Below are 19,302 nucleotides of genomic sequence, written 5' to 3' on the forward strand. Positions count from 1 at the left end.
GTGACACACAATTTATGAAAAGTCTTGATATTTCGAGCAAATTAGAAAAGGGGACTTCATAAATTTGGTTGTTATGATTAAATGAATAAATTGCGACCAAATTGCGAAAAGTCAAGACATTTTAACATTTGAATTTTTGGAGGACCGCTGAAAGGTCTAAGAAATTCCTGCTGATCAGAGTGTTAGACGTTCACAAATTAGTTTTGGTTTTAAGTATTCAATTTATACTTTTACCACCCACATTAACGAAAAATTAACAAAATTCAAACATAGACTATGGGACGAAAGTTATACCTATCACTAGTCGTACTTATTTTACTCGGAATTAATTCATCGGCACAGACCGGTGAGATTCGTGGTAAGATTACGGAATCCGGTACCTCTGAGGGAGCGCCATTTGCGACTGTAACTGCTAAAATGAATAATTCTATTGTTCAAGGTGCTGTAACGGATATCGATGGAAATTATGTAATCAAACCGTTGAATCCGGGTAGGTATGATATTGAGGTTACTTCAGTTGGGTATCAGCCTGCAAAACAAACTGGAATTCTGGTTTCAGTTGATAAAATCACTTTCATTAATCTTAGTATTGGAAAAGGTATTGAGATCAAAGAATTTGTTATAACTGAATATGTAATTCCTTTGATTGATCCGGGTAATCCTGCTACAACAACTACTATTGATAAGGAACAAATAAAGCAAGCTCCGACTCGTGATGTAAATTCATTAGCATCTGCAGGTGCAGGTGTATTCCAGAAAGAAGAAGGCGGCGCATTGAATATCCGGGGTTCCCGTTCTGATGGTACTGCTTATTATGTTGATGGTATTAAAGTTCGTGGTGGAGTAGGTTTGCCACAAAAAGGTACTGAACAGATCACAGTAATCACCGGTGGTGTTCCAGCTCAATATGGAGATGCAACCGGTGGTATCATTTCTGTTACAACACGTGGCCCATCTAAAGAATGGAGTGGTGGAGTTGAATTGGCAACTTCTGAATTTTTAGATGATTTCGGTTATAACCTTGCTTCATTCGATATCTCAGGTCCACTTTACTCTTCAAAAGATACAACAAAAAAATCTGATCAGGCAATTGCCGGCTTCTTTATTGCCGGTGAATATCAATATGACAAAGATCCAACTCCTCCGGGAATTGATGTATATAAAGTCAATGATGAGCTGTTAGCTGATGTTCGTCTTAAACCTTTGGTACGTTCTCCACAAGGAACAAATTACATTCACCGTTCGAATTATTTTACAATGTCGGACTTGACTAAGCAAAGTTACCGTGAGAATGTGGCTGCAGATGCATTTCGTCTGAATGCAAAATTAGATGTTCGTCCTGCGAAAAATGTAACACTTACTTTTGGAGGTTCAATAGAGCGTTCTGATAAAAGTGATTATACTGACATTTATTCATTAATGAATTATGATGAGAATGGACAGACGATCAATACAAACTGGAGAGTATTTGGAAAAATTACTCAACGTTTCAACTCTGATTCGAAAGAGAATTCAACTTCAGTTTTGAAAAATGCTTTTTATTCTGTTCAGGTTGATTATTCAAATGATTACACAGTTATTCAGAGTAAAACTCACAAAGACAGGATTTTTGACTACGGTTATGTTGGGAAGTTTGAAACATCTTCAGTTCCTTTTTATGGGACTTTCACAAGAGATTCAACTGTTGCAGGTGGAGATAGTCTGGTATTATTTCAGACAGCCAACCTTGATACCAACGTTGTGTTTACTCCGGGGACGCAAAATCCATACACATCAAACTACACATCTCAGTACTATGAGTTAACTGATCCATTTGGAACAGCAGGATATCAATCTACACTTGGAGACATTCTTCTTAATGGAGGACTTTTGAATGGTGATAATAGAAGTGGATTGGATGTATACGGAATCTGGTCTACACCGGGTCGTGTTCGTACAAGTTATTCACTTGAAAATAACAGTCAGATCCGTGTAAGTACAAATGGTTCAGTGGATATTAAAAATCACAATATTGTACTAGGTCTTGAATACGAACAAAGAACAGATAAAGGATACTCAATTACTCCTAACTCACTTTGGGGATTGATGCGTTTGCTGGCAAATCAAAGATTAATTGGTGGTGATCCAAATACTGCATATTATTCAACGCTTACTTCAGGTAATAGTGCAGTTACATTTGTCAATTATTCACAAGCACTTTACAGTCCTTTAACTGACGATGATGGAAACATCGTTAAAGGATTTTATGAAAACATGCGTGATGCCCTTGAGTTTCATACACAGATACTGTTCAGACAGATGCTATAGAACCATCACGATTTAACATTAATATGTTCACTGCCGATGAATTATTAAACAATGGAAGTGGTCTTATTAACTATTATGGTTATGATTTTAAGGGAAATGAAGAGAATTCCAATGCATGGAATCTGAATAATTTTTATTCTGATAAAGAAGATGGTGTGAATATCCGGAGAATCGATGCATTCAGACCAACATATATTGCAGGTTACATTCAGGACAGGTTTACGTTTGATGATGTTATCTTCAACATTGGTGTACGTGTCGATCGTTTTGATGCAAATCAATATGCATTGAAAGATGCTTACTCATTATATGAGATCAGAAGTGCATCAGATGATAAAGTAGCAGCCCTTACTAATGTTCCGGGAAATATTGGAAGTGATTATGCTGTATATGTGAACAATTCAGAAAACCCGACAAAAGTATTAGGTTACAGAGATGGAAGCCAATGGTACAATGCTGAAGGTGTTGGTATCACAGATCTTGAGCCGTTGTTAGAAACATCAACAGGTGGAATTCAGCCATTCGTATCAAACTACAGTGATTTCAAAGGCAATAGAGTAAATACAAATGCCTTTAAAGACTATGAGCCGCAAGTGAATGTAATGCCACGTATTGCCTTCTCATTCCCAATTTCGGATGAAGCATATTTTGCCGCTCACTATGATATCTTAACTCAACGTCCTCAAAATGGAGATCTGATCCGTTTTAACCCAATCTACTATCTGAACTGGTCACAAGGGCTTGGTGGTACATTCAGTAATCCTGATCTTAAACCGGAAACAACAACTGATTATGAAATTTCATTCCAGCAAAAAATTTCCAAGAGTTCAGCATTTACACTTTCTGCATTCTATAAAGAAATCAGAGACATGGTTCAGATCATTAATCTTGACTATGCATATCCTGTAAAATATAGTACGTATGGTAACATCGACTTTGGAACAGTAAAGGGGTTGTCATTTGCATATGATCTTCGTCGTACAAGTAATGTACGTATGAATATAAGCTACACGCTACAGTTTGCGGATGGTACTGGGTCAGATGCAAATACAAGTTCAGGAATTCTTTCACAGGCGGGACAAACAAATCTTCGTGAGATCAAACCATTGAGTTTTGACCAACGTCACACATTTGTTACCTCATTCGATTTCCGATATGGCTCAGGTAAGAATTATACAGGTCCGGTTTGGTTCAATAAACAAGTGTTTTCAGATGCAGGTTTAAATCTTGTATTCCGTGCGGGTTCAGGAACACCTTATACTCGTAAATCAAATATCACTCCGACAGCGGATTTCACAACAACGGCAAACAGCCGTTCTGTGATTGCCGGTCAGATCAATGGTTCACGTTATCCTTGGCAGTTCAAGATCGATGCTAAAATTGACAAGAACTTTACAATCAGAACAGGTAAGAAAGCAAATGGTGAGTCACGTAAAGAAGTTTATGCAAACGTTTACTTACAAGTATTGAATGTATTGAATACACTTAACGTTTCCACTGTTTATGCAGCAACAGGAAGTCCAAGTGATGATGGTTATATTACTTCTCCTACTGCTCAGAATTCAATTGAAAGTAAAGCAAGTCCACAAGCCTACATCGATCTTTATCGCTTAGCGGTAAATAACCCTGGCAATTACAGTCAGCCAAGACGTATTCACCTAGGTGTACAGTTTAATTTTTAATCAGACAAATCACTCTTAACAAATGAAAAGATATATATATACAGCGATTTTATTTCTGAGTATTTCGGGAGTTGTAATTGCAAAAGAAAATGTCAATTCGACTCACCGCGGTTCCGGACCGGCAGGAGGTAATCAGACCTTTGCAGGTTGTGAGCCGTCGAAGTCGAGGGCTGATCTTAACATAAATAACGTCCGTACTCCAATCTGGATCAACGGTGATATGTGGTGGGATCTTGACGGTAATGCTCTTTATGAAATTCCTGTTGGTTCAGGAAAACATTCATTGTTTGCAGGAGCGATCTGGATCGGTGGACTTGAAGCAGGATCAAACAACCTGAAAGTTGCAGCACAAACATACCGTCAGTCAGGAAGTGATTTCTGGCCGGGTCCAATTGATGTGGCATCTGTTTCAATTACTCCTGAGAAATGCCTAGCCTATGATCAGCACTGGAATATTTCGCTTTCTGAAGTAAAGAATTTCCATTTAGAGTATCAGATCAAAGGCGACCTTTCTTATCCTGTACCTGAAAATGTAAAGAACTGGCCGGGAAATGGAATCGGTGAGAATTTTGTTCTTGCACCGTTCTTCGATGCTGATGGTGATGGTGTTTACATTTATGAAAATGGTGATTACCCGAAATATAACATCGATGGTAATTTAGATAATTGCGATAAGAGTTTACTAAAAGGTGATCAAACGATCTGGTGGGTATTTAATGATGTTGGTAACATTCACAATGAAACCAATAGCCAGTTTCCTGTAGGAGTTGAAATTCAAGCTCAGGCTTTTGCTTTCAATACAGGCGATGAGATCAATAACATGACTTTCTATCGTTACAAGATCATTAATCGTGCAACGACAGATCTGAACGAAACGTACTTCGGTGCGTGGGTAGATCCTGATCTGGGTAACTACCTTGATGATTATGTTGGTTGTGATGTAGAAAGAGGACTTGGATACTGTTACAATGGTCGTGCAATAGATGAAGGTGCATTGGGTTATGGTTCAAATCCACCGGCAGTAGGTGTGGATTTCTTTGAAGGACCATTGGCTGATACCTCTGATCTAAAGGATAATGACCGGGATGGCGAAGTCGATGAAATTGGAGAACAAATCATCATGTCTAAATTCGTTTACTACAATAATGATGGAACAGATAATGGTAACCCTGATAATGCTCAGCATTATTATAACTATTTGAGAGGTATCTGGAAAGACGGATCTCCAATGGTATACGGGGGTGATGGATTTTTATCAGGCGGTGTTGAATGTGATTTCATGTTCCCGGGAACTTCTGATCCTGATTGGGTGGGAACGGATTCAGTTGCTCAATTCATCTGGACTGAAACAACTCCGGACGGACCGAACTCTACTCCAAATACACCTGCAGACAGACGTTTTCTTCAGTCAGCCGGACCATTTACATTAAAACCGGGTAATGTCAATTATATTACAACAGGAGCGGTTTGGGCTCGTACTTCATCAGGTGGACCTGAAGCTTCAGTTCGTTTATTGAAACTCGCTGATGCGAAAGCTCAGAATTTGTTTGAATCTTGTTTCAGAGTTATTGATGGACCAAGTGCTCCGAGTATTAAAATACGTGAACTTGATAAAGAATTGGTTCTTTCTATCATCAATGAAGAAGGATCAAACAATCGTAAAGAAGATTACAAAGAGAAAGACATCAATATTCCTATAGAACCAAATGCAATCTTCCGCTTTGAAGGTTACAAAGTGTTTCAGGTAATAGATCCATCTGTTTCTGTAAACGATTTAAAAAATGCTGATAAATCACGTTTGATATTTCAGTGTGATGTAAAGAATGGCATTGCTCAGATTGTAAATAAAGTATTTGATGGTAACCTGAGTGCTTTCGTTCCGTCTGAAGAAGTTTATGGGGAAGACAATGGATTACGCCATACATTTAAAGTTACAACAGATGCATTTGCAACCGGTGATCCAAGATTAGTGAATCACAAAACATATTATTTCTTCGCTATTGCCTATGCTTATGATGCAGTAGCTGATGTTCAGAATCCATTTGAAGATAGTCTTGTCGGAATTTATGGCCAGCCATATGTTCAAAGTCGTCAGAATGCAAAAGGAGAAAAGATAGAGATCTTTACCGGTATTCCTCACATTTCAACTCCGGAAGAAAGTGGTTTAGTATTAGGAGCAGAGTATGTCGATGGTCCTGAGATAACGTGTTATACAGGATTTGGAAACGGATATATTACAGGTTCTGTTCGTGGAACACTTGATATTAAACAAAGTCAGATCGATGCTATCATTTTCAATCAATCAACTCCTCAAAATAAAATTCAAACTCCTACATACGTTGGAGGACATGGCCCGGTAGATATCCGCGTTTATGATCCCTTCAAGATCGATGGTGGTGATTTCGAATTATGGTTGTCAGATACGATCACAAGAATTCCATTTACAGGTGATATCGATGGAAGTTCATATACAATTAGAAATGTTGCAAGTATCAACGGACTGCAAATTGGTCACTTCCTGAATTCAAGTAATGATTTCTTCCCTCAGGGAACACAGATCACAGGATTCTCCGGTATCGGACCATATGACATATTTTTGTCAAGTCCGGTCAATGCAGATACATCTTATCATGCCAATGCCGAAATTGTTGCCGGTGCAAGATGGTTCCTGAAAAATGTACAGTCAGGAAAAATTGATACTGCATTGAAATCTCTTGAATTCCCATATGATCAATTATTCCCTGAATACGGATTCTCAATTAGTATGAATCAGGTGAAAAACACCGGTGAAGTAGTCACTGATGGAAATGGATACATTGAAGTAACAAAAGTGTATGAAAATCCTAACAATCGCTGGTTATCCGGTATTGGTGATGAGAATACCTTTGAACCATTAAACTGGATCATATCCGGTAAAGATCCCGCAGCCGATTATATCGACGTTGATCCTAGCGATTTTTACTCAAAAGCTCTTGGTGGAGCATGGGCACCTTTCCGTCTTACGAATGCATCAACTTCTACAACTAACTCAGTTGGTAAAGTTACTCCGGCACCATCGGCTGCAATCTATCAAGGTAAGTCAGCTCCATTCTATGATAAAATGGAATATTTGTCAAACGTTGATTTAGTTTTGACAAATGATAAATCAAAATGGACGCGCTGTGTTGTATTTGAAATGGCTCTTGATTCTGCCGGTGCAGAAGGAAGTCAATTACACGGTTTAATTCGTAAGCATCCTTCATTGGATAAAGATTATTCTTCAGCTAATGCCACGGATTCCGGTTATAGCTGGTTTCCGGGTTATGCAATGGATTTTGAAACAGGAGAGCGTTTGAATATTGCTTTTGGTGAAGACAGTCGTTACCCTCAGGAGAATGGAAATGATATGATCTGGAATCCGACATCAAATATAGGTTCATTTGATAATGCAGGAAACTTCAATCTGCAGGCAGGTGGTAAACATTATATTTATATTTTCGGAAATAAAAGTTCTTATTCAGATACAATTGCGGCATCGCCACAAAATCTTATAACTACTCCGATCTATCCGGGAGATACTTCTTATTGGGGACCTGCTTATGATATGGGTGCACATATTCATAGCAATTTGTGGCCGATCAATGCATCAAACCTGACAGCTAATAATAGAAAACTAGTCAAAAAGATCTGGAAAGATTGTATGTGGGTTGGTGCTCCGTTATTAACACCCGGTCAGGCATTGCTTGATAATGATGTGAAAATACGGTTTAGAGTTACAAAACCTTATCGCTCATATGTGTCAGGTGCAGATCCTGCATTAAACAATAATCTTCCATTCTATAAATTCACAACAGCTAATCTGAAACCTCAGGTTCAGCAGACTGAAGTAGCGAAGAATGCATTGAATCTGATCAATGTTGTACCGAATCCTTATTATGCATACTCTTCTTATGAGATCAATCAGATCGATAACAGAGTGAAGATCGTAAACCTGCCTTCTAAGTGTGTAATATCAATCTACACTCCTGGTGGAGCATTGGTTCGTAAGTTCAACCGAAACGTTGGTCAAAACAACAGTGCTGGTAGTTCATATGGAATCGATCTGAATCTGGATTCATCACTTGATTGGGATCTTAAGAATTCTAAAGGAGTTCCAATCGCCAGTGGTATTTACATCGTTCATATCGCAGCAGAAGGAATTGGCGAAAGAACTATAAAATGGTTCGGAGTTATTCGTCCGATTGATCTTGATACATTCTAATTATTACTTAACAAAGCCACAGAAAAACCAGTCATATATGAAATCTGTAAATAAATTAAAGTTGGTCAGTCTCGCTCTTGCAATTGTTGCAATGGCAGGGAGCACTGTAAAGGCCGGAAATCCGGACCGTATCGGTCAGGCCGGAGCAACTGAGCTATTGATCAACCCATGGGCAAGATCTTCCGGTTGGGGTGGAGCAAACAGTGGGGCGGCAGAAGGACTTGAAGCTCAATTCCTGAATGTTGCCGGTATTGCACATACTAAAAAACGGAAGTTCTCTTCAGTCATACAAACTATCTGCAAGGATCAGGCATAACATTAAATTCTTTTGGTATCGCTCAGAAAATGGGCGAAAGCGCTGTCCTTGGACTCAGCATTATGTCAATGGCATTTGGTGAAGTTGATATCACAACAGTCGATCTTCCTGAACCTAGTCTTGGAACTTACTCTCCGCAATATATCAATATTGGTATCTCGTATGCAAAAACGTTTTCGAACTCTATCTATGGCGGACTAACACTTCGTATCATCGATGAGAGTATCTCTAACGTGAGTGCCGGAGGTATTGCAATTGATGCCGGTATTCAGTATGTAACAGGAAACAACGAAGAGAAGAATAACATTCGTTTTGGAATCGCATTGAAAAATGTTGGAACACCACTTCAGTTTGGTGGTGACGGACTTTCTACCCGTGTAGATGCACCGAATACCAACAATGTTTATCAGTTAACTGTTGAACAACGCACAGAGGGTTTTGAAATGCCGTCTTTGATCAATATTGGTCTTGCTTATGATTTCATCATGGCTAAAGAACATGTACTTACTCTTGCCGGAAATTTTACTTCCAACTCATTCACAAACGATCAGTTTACAGGCGGACTTCAGTATTCATTCAAAAAATTATTTTCACTTCGTGGTGGATTCACTTATGAAGACAATTTATTTGATGATGATTTGCGTACAACTGTGTATTCAGGGCCTTCTGCAGGATTAACAGTAGACGTTCCAATGGGATCAAGTGGTAAAAAGTTTGGAATTGATTATTCTTACCGTGCTACTCAACCTTGGGATGGCATCCATAGCTTTGGATTCCGCTTTATTTTGTAAAAAGAAATTTTAGTATATTTGTGCAAATAAACAAGACTCCCTCACCGGAGTCTTGTTTTTTTACTTTAAATCAGAATAGAACAATAAAAAACGTTAGTATGTCATTACAATATTTTACAGCTGAAGGATTAAAGAAATTACAGGACGAATTAAATCAGCTTAAGACAGTAGAACGTCCAAGTATCTCTAAACAAATTGCAGAAGCGCGCGATAAAGGTGATCTGTCTGAAAATGCCGAATACGATGCAGCCAAAGATGCTCAAGGCTTACTTGAATTGAAAATTTCGAAACTTGAAGAAGTAGTTTCTAATGCACGTATTTTAGATGAAAGCAAAGTAGATATTTCACGGGCTTTGGTCTTGTCAAAAGTAAAGATCCGCAATAAAGCAAATAACTCGGAGATGACTTATCTGCTTGTAGCAGAAAACGAAGCCGACCTTAAACTCGGAAAAATTTCAGTTACCTCTCCGATCGGAAAAGGATTGCTGGGAAAAAAAGTTGGCGAAGTCGCAGAGATCGCTGTACCATCAGGTAAGCTGGAGTTTGAGATAATCGATATTACCAGATAATTGATTTCGGATTTCGGATTGGTGTTGGCGCTTAGTTGTGTTCTGTATTCAAGGCTGTGATTTTAATCCGAAATTCGCATTCCGAAATTTTTTAAATAGAAATCCAATGGCATCAATATTCACTCGTATCATTAGTGGTGAAATTCCTTCCTACAAAATAGCGGAGGACGAAAACTATTTCGCTTTTCTTGATATTAGTCCTCTTGCAAAGGGGCATACTTTGGTAGTGCCGAAAAAAGAGACCGATTATATTTTTGATATTTCTGCTGAAGAACATGCAGGTCTATGGAAGTTTGCCCAAAAAGTTGCGAAGGCAATCGGAAAAGCTGTTCCATGCAAAAGAGTAGGAGTTGCAGTCATTGGCTTAGAAGTCCCTCATGCTCATATCCATCTTATTCCAATGAACAAAGTCAGCGATATGAATTTCGCAAGTCCGAAGCTTTCGTTTTCTGCGGAGGTGATGGAGGAGGTTGCAATCAGTATAAGATCAGCTATTATTTAGTTCAAAGTTCAAAGTTCAAAGTTAGCTTCGTAGGTGACTACGAAGCCAACTTTGAACTTTGAACTTTGAACTACTTAGAAACTCTCCCCGGATTAGCCGAAACAAACGCCTTCCAGCTCCCGCCTTTTTTAGCATTCCCTGCGGAGGCAGCTTTTCCCTGAAAATGGTGACATACGGCTGCGGCAAGTCCATCAGTGGCGTCAAGGTATTTCGGAGTCTCTTCGTAGCTTAAAAGCGTCTGTAGCATGGCTGCGACCTGTTCTTTGGAGGAATTGCCATTGCCGGTGATGCTTTGCTTGATCTTCTTGGGCGAATACTCAAAAATCGGTATAGAACGGGACAGTCCGGCTGCCATTGCCACGCCCTGTGCCCGGCCTAACTTTAACATTGATTGCACATTCTTCCCGAAAAATGGAGCTTCAATGGCCAGCTCATCGGGGTGATATCCATCAATAAGAGTAATCGTTTTTTCAAAAATGGATCGTAGTTTTAAAAAATGGTCATCCATTTTTTCCAGTGATATGATGCCAAGTGCTACAAGTTTTATCTGCGAACCTGTAACGCTGATAATTCCATAACCCATTATATTTGTTCCGGGATCTATACCTAAAATTATTTTTTCCTGCTTTGGCAATTTGATTGTGTACGAATAGTTTTTAGATGCCAATTCTCAACAAATACTTTCCTTATACTTGTTGAATTCTTCTATGGAACAAAGAAAGTCAAATATTTCCATTTACGGGTGGCGTGCATTCAAATTACTCATTGCAGTTATTGCATTCTGGTTTGTTTATAAAAAGATTTCTGAACAAAAGGATTCTGAAGCATATTTCCTGCAATTGAAAGAAGCATTAGGTCAGTCAAATACGATGATTTCTTTGATACTCGTATTGATCCTCATGTTCTTCAACTGGCTCACTGAAGCTTTAAAGTGGAAACTCATGATTGCCAGAATTGAAAAGATCTCTCTTTTCCGGTCGCTGGAAGCGGTGTGTTCGGGTTTAACGATCAGTATTTTTACTCCTAACCGGATCGGAGAATATGCTGGCCGCGTTTTTCACCTGGAGAAAGCAAATAAAATTCAGGCAACACTTATTACTGTTGTCGAGAATGTAAGTCAGTTGATCGCAACATTGCTGATCGGTTCAATTGCTTCCATTTATTATTTTTCTGTATTTTCTGAACTGTCTTTCTCATTGAGTTTTCTTTTCATCACGATCCTGCTCACGGTTTCCTTTATTTCATTACTGGGATTTTTCAATATCCGATTTCTTGAGAATGTACTTTTAAGATTTCGCTTTTTGAAAAAGTGGCAATCTACATTTCATGTATTGTCTGAATACAGCATGAGCGAACTCCTGAAAGTTTTTAGTCTTGCTGTTCTGCGTTATTTTATTTTTGTCATGCAATTCTATATCCTCATCCGGATCTATGGCGGCGACACTGCATTCGTGCCTTCTGTAATAATGATTGCAATGACCTATCTTGTTATTACGATCGTGCCCAGTATTGCGTTGGTAGAATTTGGTATAAGAGGTGCAGCAGCATCTTATTTTTTTTCCGCGATCACTCTGGATATTTTGCCGGTACTGAATGCTGTGTTTTCACTCTGGCTGATAAATCTTGCTATCCCTGCGCTTGCCGGTGCAATTTTTATGCTGAACTTTAGGATCGGAAAAACGCGATCGGAATGATTGTTTCTTTAGTCTTACTGGTAATTACAATAATTTATTCTGCCTTTATTTTCTGGTGTATGAAAGGCTGGAAAAAAAACGCCGGCCATGGTAAACGATCGAATATCAGTTTGCGAACGATTGATGTCATTATTGCAATCAGAAACGAAGAGCGTACTATTCTTCGTTTGCTCGAACAACTTTCTGTACAAAGTTATGTGAAAAGTAATTTTAAAATTGTTGTTGTAGATGATCATTCGACTGACAACAGTGTCGCAATTGTAAATAATTTTTTTAAGTCTCATTCTGATATCAACGGCATACTATTGAATGCAGAAGGCACAGGAAAAAAAGCTGCAATGGCTCAGGCGATCAGGCAATCGGAAGCAGAATTCATTCTCACCACTGATGGTGATTGTATAGTTGGAGAAAACTGGATTCGTTCTATGTGCGAGCCGTTTTCTGATCCTGAAATTTCATTTGTAGCCGGACCTGTTTTATTGACAGGCGGCAGTGGACTGATTTCAATTCTGCAGCGGATGGAAATGATCGGTCTGACAGGAATTGCAGGAGCTTCAATTTTAAACCATCGTGCAATGATGTGCAATGGAGCAAATCTATGTTTTAGAAAAAGTGCGTACGATAAAGTACAGGGCTATACAGGTTCTGCATTTGCATCCGGTGATGATACGCAGTTGATGCGGAAATTTCATTCGGAGAATCCGAAGCAATTGACTTTTGTAAAATCAGTTTCTGCAATAGTGAAAAGTCATTCAGAACAAAAGCATTGGTTCATTCTGGCAGCAACGTCGTCGGTGGGCAACGAAAATTCCGTTTACGCTTTCGTTCTTTACTGTTTTTATTGCTGTTGTTTCGTGGTTTGTTCATGCAGGTTTGTTAGCAGGATTGATAGCATCTTTTTTCTATCCGAAGCTAAAGTTGATTTTTATTTCAGCCATCCTCATTAAGATTAGTGTAGAATTATTTTTCCTGAAAAAAGTAGGAAGAGATCTTGGACAGAAAACATTTTCTCCACTTATTATTTTGATCCAGCCGTATTATTGGTTGTATATTACTTTAGTTGGGCTTGCTGTTCCCTTTGCGACTTATAAGTGGAAAGGGCGGAGGGTGAGATAGGATTCAAAGTATTTAAGGTACAATAAAATTCCAAATTCTTTCTCCCGCAGATCCCGCAGATGAAGGCGCAGATAAGGGCGCAGATAGTGTTCGTCGAAATTATACCAGGTCGTTTTTCTTGCAATAGCAGTGAATAATTGGAACACAAGATCTGCGATTTTATCTGCGCCTTCATCTGCGGGATCTGCGGGAAAAAACATACAGTATTTTAATTTCGCAAAGATCTTTATGTCCTTTCTTCGTATTCCGCAGAAAAAATTTTCTTCCAAATGGACCAAATGTTGAAACGAACTCAAAGGTTGCTGTAAATTGAATTGGAAGTATTATTGAACTAACATTTTAATAACATCACTTTTGCTTTCATTATAAAGTTTTACAAAATACATCCCTTTTGGATAATTTTCAAGATCAAGATCGTAGGGTAACATTAAATTTTGAATGCTGGCTGATATTTGTCCATTTATATTGAAAATATGCAAAGTAACTTTTTCTTTGGCGCTTCCATAAATTATACTTTTTCCGTTCGAAGGATTCGGAACAAGCGTATATGTTCTTTCGTTTATAGTTTCTTTTATTGATGTTGAACTACATTCATTGCTAAAGATACTTCCCTTTGAACCTGAATACATATAAGTAGAAAAAGGAGGGTATAAAAAATTATTACTTCCAGGAAAATTAATAATTGTAAAGACAGAGCTGACACTAGTATGGTGGATGCCAACTGAATCAGGATGGCTATTACAGATTGTGTTACAGGTAGAATCAATTTTAATTAACATTGTAGATAGATTTAATCCTGTGCCAATAGTACTACTCAATAGAAAAGTGTTGTTGGCACATTCAATCAGATCAGTATAATAATAGTTGGGCCAATTAACGCCAGTAAAAGTTGTACAAAATTGAACCTGCCTTGTTGAATCAAGTTTTAAAACTGAAATTGAATCCGAGATTAAAGTCATTACTAAAGAACCATCAGATAAAATATCGACATCTGATATTTTATTATTCTGAAAGTAATTTCCATTGATAATGGTTCCATTAGTATCAATTTCAAGTAGAACTGAAGGGTCGCTCGATGCTGTTTCTGTTTTTATAAATATTGATGATCCATGAAATCCTATTATTTTATCCAGGTTTTTGCTGGAAAATTCATTTTTCCAAAGTAAAGTTCCGTCAGCGTCGAGTTTAAGTAAATATGGGCCTTGACTGACAGCATACAGATCACCATTTTGATCTTCTTGTATGTCTCCAACAATTGATGACATTAATTCTCTGTTCCAGATGATATTTCCATTCTGATCGAGCTTAATGACTTGGAGGAAATCACGGCCATTGGTTGAACTTATTATTTTATCCGCATACAATATAACGAAAGCTGAATCCCTAGTCTGAATTATAGTTGCAAGATTTGCCGAGTATGAGCATCCATAATTTCGTTGTAATGTAATTGCTCCAGTGGAATCAAGTTTAATAAAAACGACTTCGCTTCCAGCATATGATCCGATTAAAGCACATCCTCCGTCAAATGTTGGGGTCAGTATTTTTGCATTAACTACTGCAGAGCCGGTTTCAATTCCAAGCTGATCAATCTTTACAGAGAATAATGTATCATCATTCTGGTCGAATTTAATTGCAAACATTGAATATGGATAATTTACTCCAGTTTTTCCGTAGATAAAATAACTCCCATTATGACCTTTACTGGAACCAGTTAGAATGGTTTTGGCAGAATCAAAATTAAACGTCTTGATAAATGTTTGTTGTTGTCCACTAGAAAATAGTGCATTAAAAAGCAGGAAAATCAAAAAGATAGTTTTCATTTTTTTTATAGGTCTATATTGTAAAAAGCCATAAATCTCAGGAATTCAATTGAGAAATCCAGATGTAAATTAGCTTAAATTGTTGAAAACTCAAGCCGGAAAACCGATTTTAAAATGGCTATCTTTATCTCCCAATTTTAAATGAAAAATGCCTTCTTTTAGCCATCTCCACGTCCATACACAATTCTCTTTACTGGACGGTGCTGCCGATATTTCTGATCTGTACAAAAAAGCGGTAGCAGATAAAATGCCCGCTATTGCAATCACTGATCATGGAAACATGTTCGGTGCTTTTAAATTTGTTGCAGAAGCTTCGAAGTTTAATAAAGATGGAACTGTCATAAAACCAATCGTTGGTTGTGAATTTTATGTTGTAGAAGAACGGCACAAAAGGCAATTTACCAAAGAAGATAAAGACAAGCGTTTTCATCAGTTATTTCTTGCAAAGAATGCTGAGGGTTATAAGAACCTTGTAAAAATGTGTTCACTCGGATACATTGAAGGTTTGTATGGAAAATATCCGCGGATAGATAAAGAACTGGTACTTAAATATCACAAAGGCTTAATAGCAACAACGTGCTGTCTTGGCGCTTCTGTGCCGCAAACAATTTTGAAAAATGGGGAAGCTGCAGGTGAGAAAGAATTTAAATGGTGGCTTGATCTGTTTGGCGACGATTATTACGTTGAATTACAACGACACGATATTCCTGAACAAAATAAAGTGAACGAAGTGCTTTTGCGCTTCGCAGAAAAATACAATGTGCATGTGATTGCTTCCAATGATTCGCATTACGTAGATCAGGAAGATTACAATGCACACGACATTTTACTTTGTATCAATACCGGTGAAAAGCAAAGCACAGAGAAGCTGAAAGATTTTTCTGATGATGATGGTTTCAGCAAAGGAAAACGATTTGCATTTTACAATGATCAGTTCTATTTCAAGACGACTGATGAAATGGGAAAATTGTTTTCGGACATTCCCCAGGCAATTGATAATACCAATCGCATAGTAGACAAGATCGATCCGCTAAAACTGAAGCAGGATATTCTTCTGCCGCATTTCAAAATACCGGAAGGCTTTACTACACAGGATGAATACTTAAAACATATAACTTATCTCGGAGCAAAAGAGCGATACAAAGACCTCACTCCGGAAATAGAAGAACGGATCAACTTCGAATTGTTTACCATTCAGACAATGGGATTCGCCGGATATTTTATAATCGTTTCTGATTTCATTCAGGCAGGAAGAGATCTAGGTGTGTTGATCGGTCCGGGTCGTGGTTCAGCAGCAGGTTCAGCAGTTGCATATTGCATTGGGATTACAAACATCGATCCGATAAAGTACAATTTACTATTCGAGCGTTTCCTTAATCCGGATCGTAAGAGCATGCCCGATATTGATACTGACTTCGATGATGTCGGTCGTCAGAAGGTGATAGATTACGTTGTAAACAAGTACGGAAAGAATCAGGTTGCGCAGATCATTACCTATGGTACGATGGCTGCGAAGATGAGTATCAAGGATGTTGCACGTGTTATGGATCTGCCATTAGCGGAGGCAAATACACTTGCCAAACTTGTACCTGAAAGACCGGGAATAGAATTGAATCGGGTTATCCTCGCACCAATTGATGGTGAGAAAAGTCTGAAGACAAAAGAAAATTTAAGCAGTGAAGAAATAGAGGATTGTAAGAAACTCAGAACGATCTATGCAGGAACGGATCTATCTGCAAAAGTTTTGAAGGAAGCAGTCATTCTTGAAGGCTCTGTCCGGAATACAGGAATTCATGCGGCAGGAATTATCATTGCTCCAATGGATCTTACTGATATTATCCCTGTGTCTACATCCAAGGAAACACAGTTACTCATCACTCAGTACGATGGAAAAGTGATCGAAGATGCCGGAGTTATCAAGATGGACTTTCTTGGATTGAAAACTCTTACCATTATCCGTGATGCATTGATATTGATCGAAGCAAATCACGGAGTAAAAATTGTAATAGATGAAATTCCTCTCGATGATCAGAAAACATTAGAATTATATCAGCGTGCAGAAACAAACGGAACATTCCAGTTTGAGTCGGCAGGTATGCAAAAATATTTACGTGAATTAAAAGCCGATAAATTTGAGGATCTCATTGCAATGAATGCATTGTATCGTCCGGGTCCGCTTGAATATATTCCGAATTTCATTGCGCGTAAGAATGGAAGAGAAGCTGTAAGCTATGATCTTCCCGAAATGGAAGAGTATCTGAAAGAAAGCTATGGTATTACAGTATATCAGGAGCAGGTAATGTTGCTTTCGCAAAAACTTGCAGGATTTACAAAAGGTGATGCTGATACATTGCGAAAAGCAATGGGTAAAAAACAACTCGACGTCCTGAATAAAATGAAGTCGAAGTTTGTTGAAGGATGTGAAAAAAATGGTCACGATAAGAAAGTTTGCGAAAAGATCTGGGTGGATTGGGAAGCGTTTGCATCTTATGCTTTCAATAAATCCCATTCAACTTGTTACGCTTTCGTTGCTTTTCAGACTGCATATTTAAAAGCACATTATCCGGCTGAGTACATGGCCTCAGTCCTTACTCACAATTTAAGTAACATCGATAAGATCACATTCTTCATGGAAGAATGCAGACGTATGGGTGTTCCTGTACTGGGTCCGGATGTGAATGAAAGTATTTATAATTTCGGCGTAAATAAAAGCGGACAGATTCGTTTCGGATTAGGTGCGATCAAAGGAGTAGGCGAAGCAGCTGTTCAGTCTATCATCGACGAAAGAGATGCAAATGGTCCTTACAAAAATATTTTCGACTTAGTTCGCAGAGTGAATTTGAGAGCGGCAAGCAGAAAAACATTTGAGAACCTTGCTTACGGTGGTGCATTTGATTCATTCACTGAAATGCATCGCGGACATTTCTTTGCAGAAGATAAAGATTACAATACATTCCTCGAAAGAATTCTCCGCTATGGAAATAGTATTCAGGAGGCAAAAAATTCTTCACAGCACTCATTATTTGGAGAAAGCAGTGGAGTAGAAATGCCAGAACCGGTTATCCCTAATACAGAAGTATGGCCAAGTCTTGTCCGGTTGAAATTTGAAAAGGAAGTAATTGGATTTTATATTTCCGGACATCCGCTGGATCTTTACAAAATTGAAATGCGTAAACTTCAGAAGATAAAAGATCTGAAGGATGTAGAAAAGAATAAAGGAAAAGAATTGACCCTAGGCGCCATGATCACCAGTGTGAATCATCGCTTAAGTAAAAACGGAAAGCCCTTTGGTAGTTTTACAATTGAAGATTATGAAGAAGGACATGAACTGGTTCTTTTTGGAGAAGATTATCTGAAGTTCAAAATGTGGCTGAATGTGGGCGAATTCCTCTTTATTAAAGGGAAGCTACAGGACCGGTATATGCAGCCCGGAAATACTGAATTTAAGATCAGTAATATTCAGCTTCTGGCAGACATGCGCGAAAAGATCCTGAAAAATCTGACCGTTAAGGTTCCGATAAACCAGGTCAATAACGAATGGATAAATAGTATTGTGAACATCCTTAAAAACGATACTCAGCATAAAGAAGGCACTTGTACGCTTAAATTCAAGGTTTATGATCCGGCAGACCCAAGTCTGAATATCGACTTGCCGAGTAAAAAATATCGCATTAATCCTCAGAACGAACTGATCGATTCATTGGAAAAATTGGCAGAACTGGAATATTAGCGTCATCATTAGACTATATTGCAGTCCTGTCCGTTAGCAGTAATAGATAGTCTGTCTAAGTGGCAGGGAATCACAAACGGCTTAGAATTTGCAAAGCCTGCTGTACAAAAGTAAATTTAAACAGTATAAAGAAAGTAAATTATGGCAATCGAAATCACAGATTCGAATTTTGAAGAAATGGTCTTAAAGTCTGATAAACCGGTACTGGTAGACTTCTGGGCAGAATGGTGTGGACCATGCAGAATGGTCGGCCCGATCGTAGAAGAATTAGCAAAAGAGTATGATGGAAAGGCAGTTATTGGAAAAGTAAATGTCGACAACAATCCGAATATCTCTATGAACTATGGAATCCGAAACATTCCGACGTTATTGATCTTTAAAAACGGAGAGATCGTAGACAAACAAGTTGGTGCAGTTCCAAAATCAATTTTAGCAAATAAACTGAATGCTCAGTTAGTATAAATAAAATTCAATCTTAAAAGCAAGCCGGGTCATGTGCCCGGCTTCTTTTTTGTAAAAATTAAACACAAGGGCA

The 19,302-nt window shown here is 38.3% G+C and carries 13 protein-coding genes; 11 read left to right on the forward strand and 2 right to left on the reverse strand.

The features are described from left to right. Positions 1-276: 276 nt before the first annotated feature. The 7 genes from IPL24_05525 (at position 277) to IPL24_05555 (ending at position 10,407) form a co-directional block, all read left to right on the forward strand. Entirely contained in the window at positions 277-2,307 is a 2,031-nt protein-coding gene (locus IPL24_05525; GenBank protein MBK8363149.1) for a TonB-dependent receptor, read from the forward strand. 23 nt (positions 2,308-2,330) lie between these two features. Beyond that, a complete protein-coding gene (locus IPL24_05530) occupies positions 2,331-3,989 on the forward strand; it encodes a hypothetical protein (GenBank protein ID MBK8363150.1) in 1,659 nt (552 codons plus the stop codon). Positions 3,990-4,011: 22 nt separating this feature from the next. Next, positions 4,012-8,229: a hypothetical protein gene (locus IPL24_05535; GenBank protein ID MBK8363151.1), complete on the forward strand. Its 4,218-nt coding sequence runs from the start codon at positions 4,012-4,014 to the stop codon at positions 8,227-8,229. 37 nt (positions 8,230-8,266) lie between these two features. Further along, on the forward strand, positions 8,267-8,545 hold the full coding sequence (locus IPL24_05540) for a hypothetical protein (GenBank protein ID MBK8363152.1): 279 nt from the start codon (positions 8,267-8,269) through the stop codon (positions 8,543-8,545). Continuing rightward, on the forward strand, positions 8,527-9,336 hold the full coding sequence (locus IPL24_05545; protein MBK8363153.1) for a PorV/PorQ family protein: 810 nt from the start codon (positions 8,527-8,529) through the stop codon (positions 9,334-9,336). The genes IPL24_05540 and IPL24_05545 overlap by 19 nt, the downstream gene beginning before the upstream one ends. 98 nt (positions 9,337-9,434) lie before the next feature. After that, positions 9,435-9,905 (forward strand): transcription elongation factor GreA, encoded by a 471-nt coding sequence (gene greA / locus IPL24_05550; GenBank protein ID MBK8363154.1) that lies wholly within the window; start codon positions 9,435-9,437, stop codon positions 9,903-9,905. Positions 9,906-10,011: 106 nt separating this feature from the next. Continuing rightward, positions 10,012-10,407, forward strand: a complete 396-nt coding sequence (locus IPL24_05555; GenBank protein ID MBK8363155.1) for an HIT family protein — start codon at positions 10,012-10,014, stop codon at positions 10,405-10,407. Between the two features lie 70 nt (positions 10,408-10,477). On the opposite strand, the gene ruvC is transcribed toward IPL24_05555, so the two are convergent. Beyond that, a complete protein-coding gene (gene ruvC / locus IPL24_05560; protein MBK8363156.1) occupies positions 10,478-11,047 on the reverse strand; it encodes a crossover junction endodeoxyribonuclease RuvC in 570 nt (189 codons plus the stop codon). 67 nt (positions 11,048-11,114) lie between these two features. On the opposite strand from ruvC, the gene IPL24_05565 reads away from it, so the two are divergent. Both IPL24_05565 and IPL24_05570 read left to right on the forward strand, forming a co-directional pair. Further along, complete coding sequence (locus IPL24_05565; protein ID MBK8363157.1) at positions 11,115-12,101, forward strand: flippase-like domain-containing protein; 987 nt, start codon at positions 11,115-11,117, stop codon at positions 12,099-12,101. Further along, positions 12,098-13,048, forward strand: a complete 951-nt coding sequence (locus tag IPL24_05570; protein MBK8363158.1) for a glycosyltransferase — start codon at positions 12,098-12,100, stop codon at positions 13,046-13,048. The genes IPL24_05565 and IPL24_05570 overlap by 4 nt, the downstream gene beginning before the upstream one ends. A 492-nt stretch (positions 13,049-13,540) precedes the next feature. Here IPL24_05570 and IPL24_05575 read toward each other — a convergent pair whose 3' ends face one another. After that, a complete protein-coding gene (locus IPL24_05575) occupies positions 13,541-15,037 on the reverse strand; it encodes a T9SS type A sorting domain-containing protein (GenBank protein ID MBK8363159.1) in 1,497 nt (498 codons plus the stop codon). 148 nt (positions 15,038-15,185) lie between these two features. Between IPL24_05575 and dnaE the strand changes: the two genes are divergently transcribed. Both dnaE and trxA read left to right on the forward strand, forming a co-directional pair. After that, positions 15,186-18,767, forward strand: coding sequence for a DNA polymerase III subunit alpha (gene dnaE / locus IPL24_05580; protein ID MBK8363160.1), 3,582 nt, complete (start codon positions 15,186-15,188; stop codon positions 18,765-18,767). 141 nt (positions 18,768-18,908) lie between these two features. After that, positions 18,909-19,229, forward strand: coding sequence for a thioredoxin (gene trxA / locus IPL24_05585; GenBank protein ID MBK8363161.1), 321 nt, complete (start codon positions 18,909-18,911; stop codon positions 19,227-19,229). Positions 19,230-19,302 lie beyond the last annotated feature (73 nt).

This window comes from Bacteroidota bacterium (assembly GCA_016711505.1).
Lineage (GTDB): Bacteria > Bacteroidota > Bacteroidia > AKYH767-A > 2013-40CM-41-45 > JADKIH01.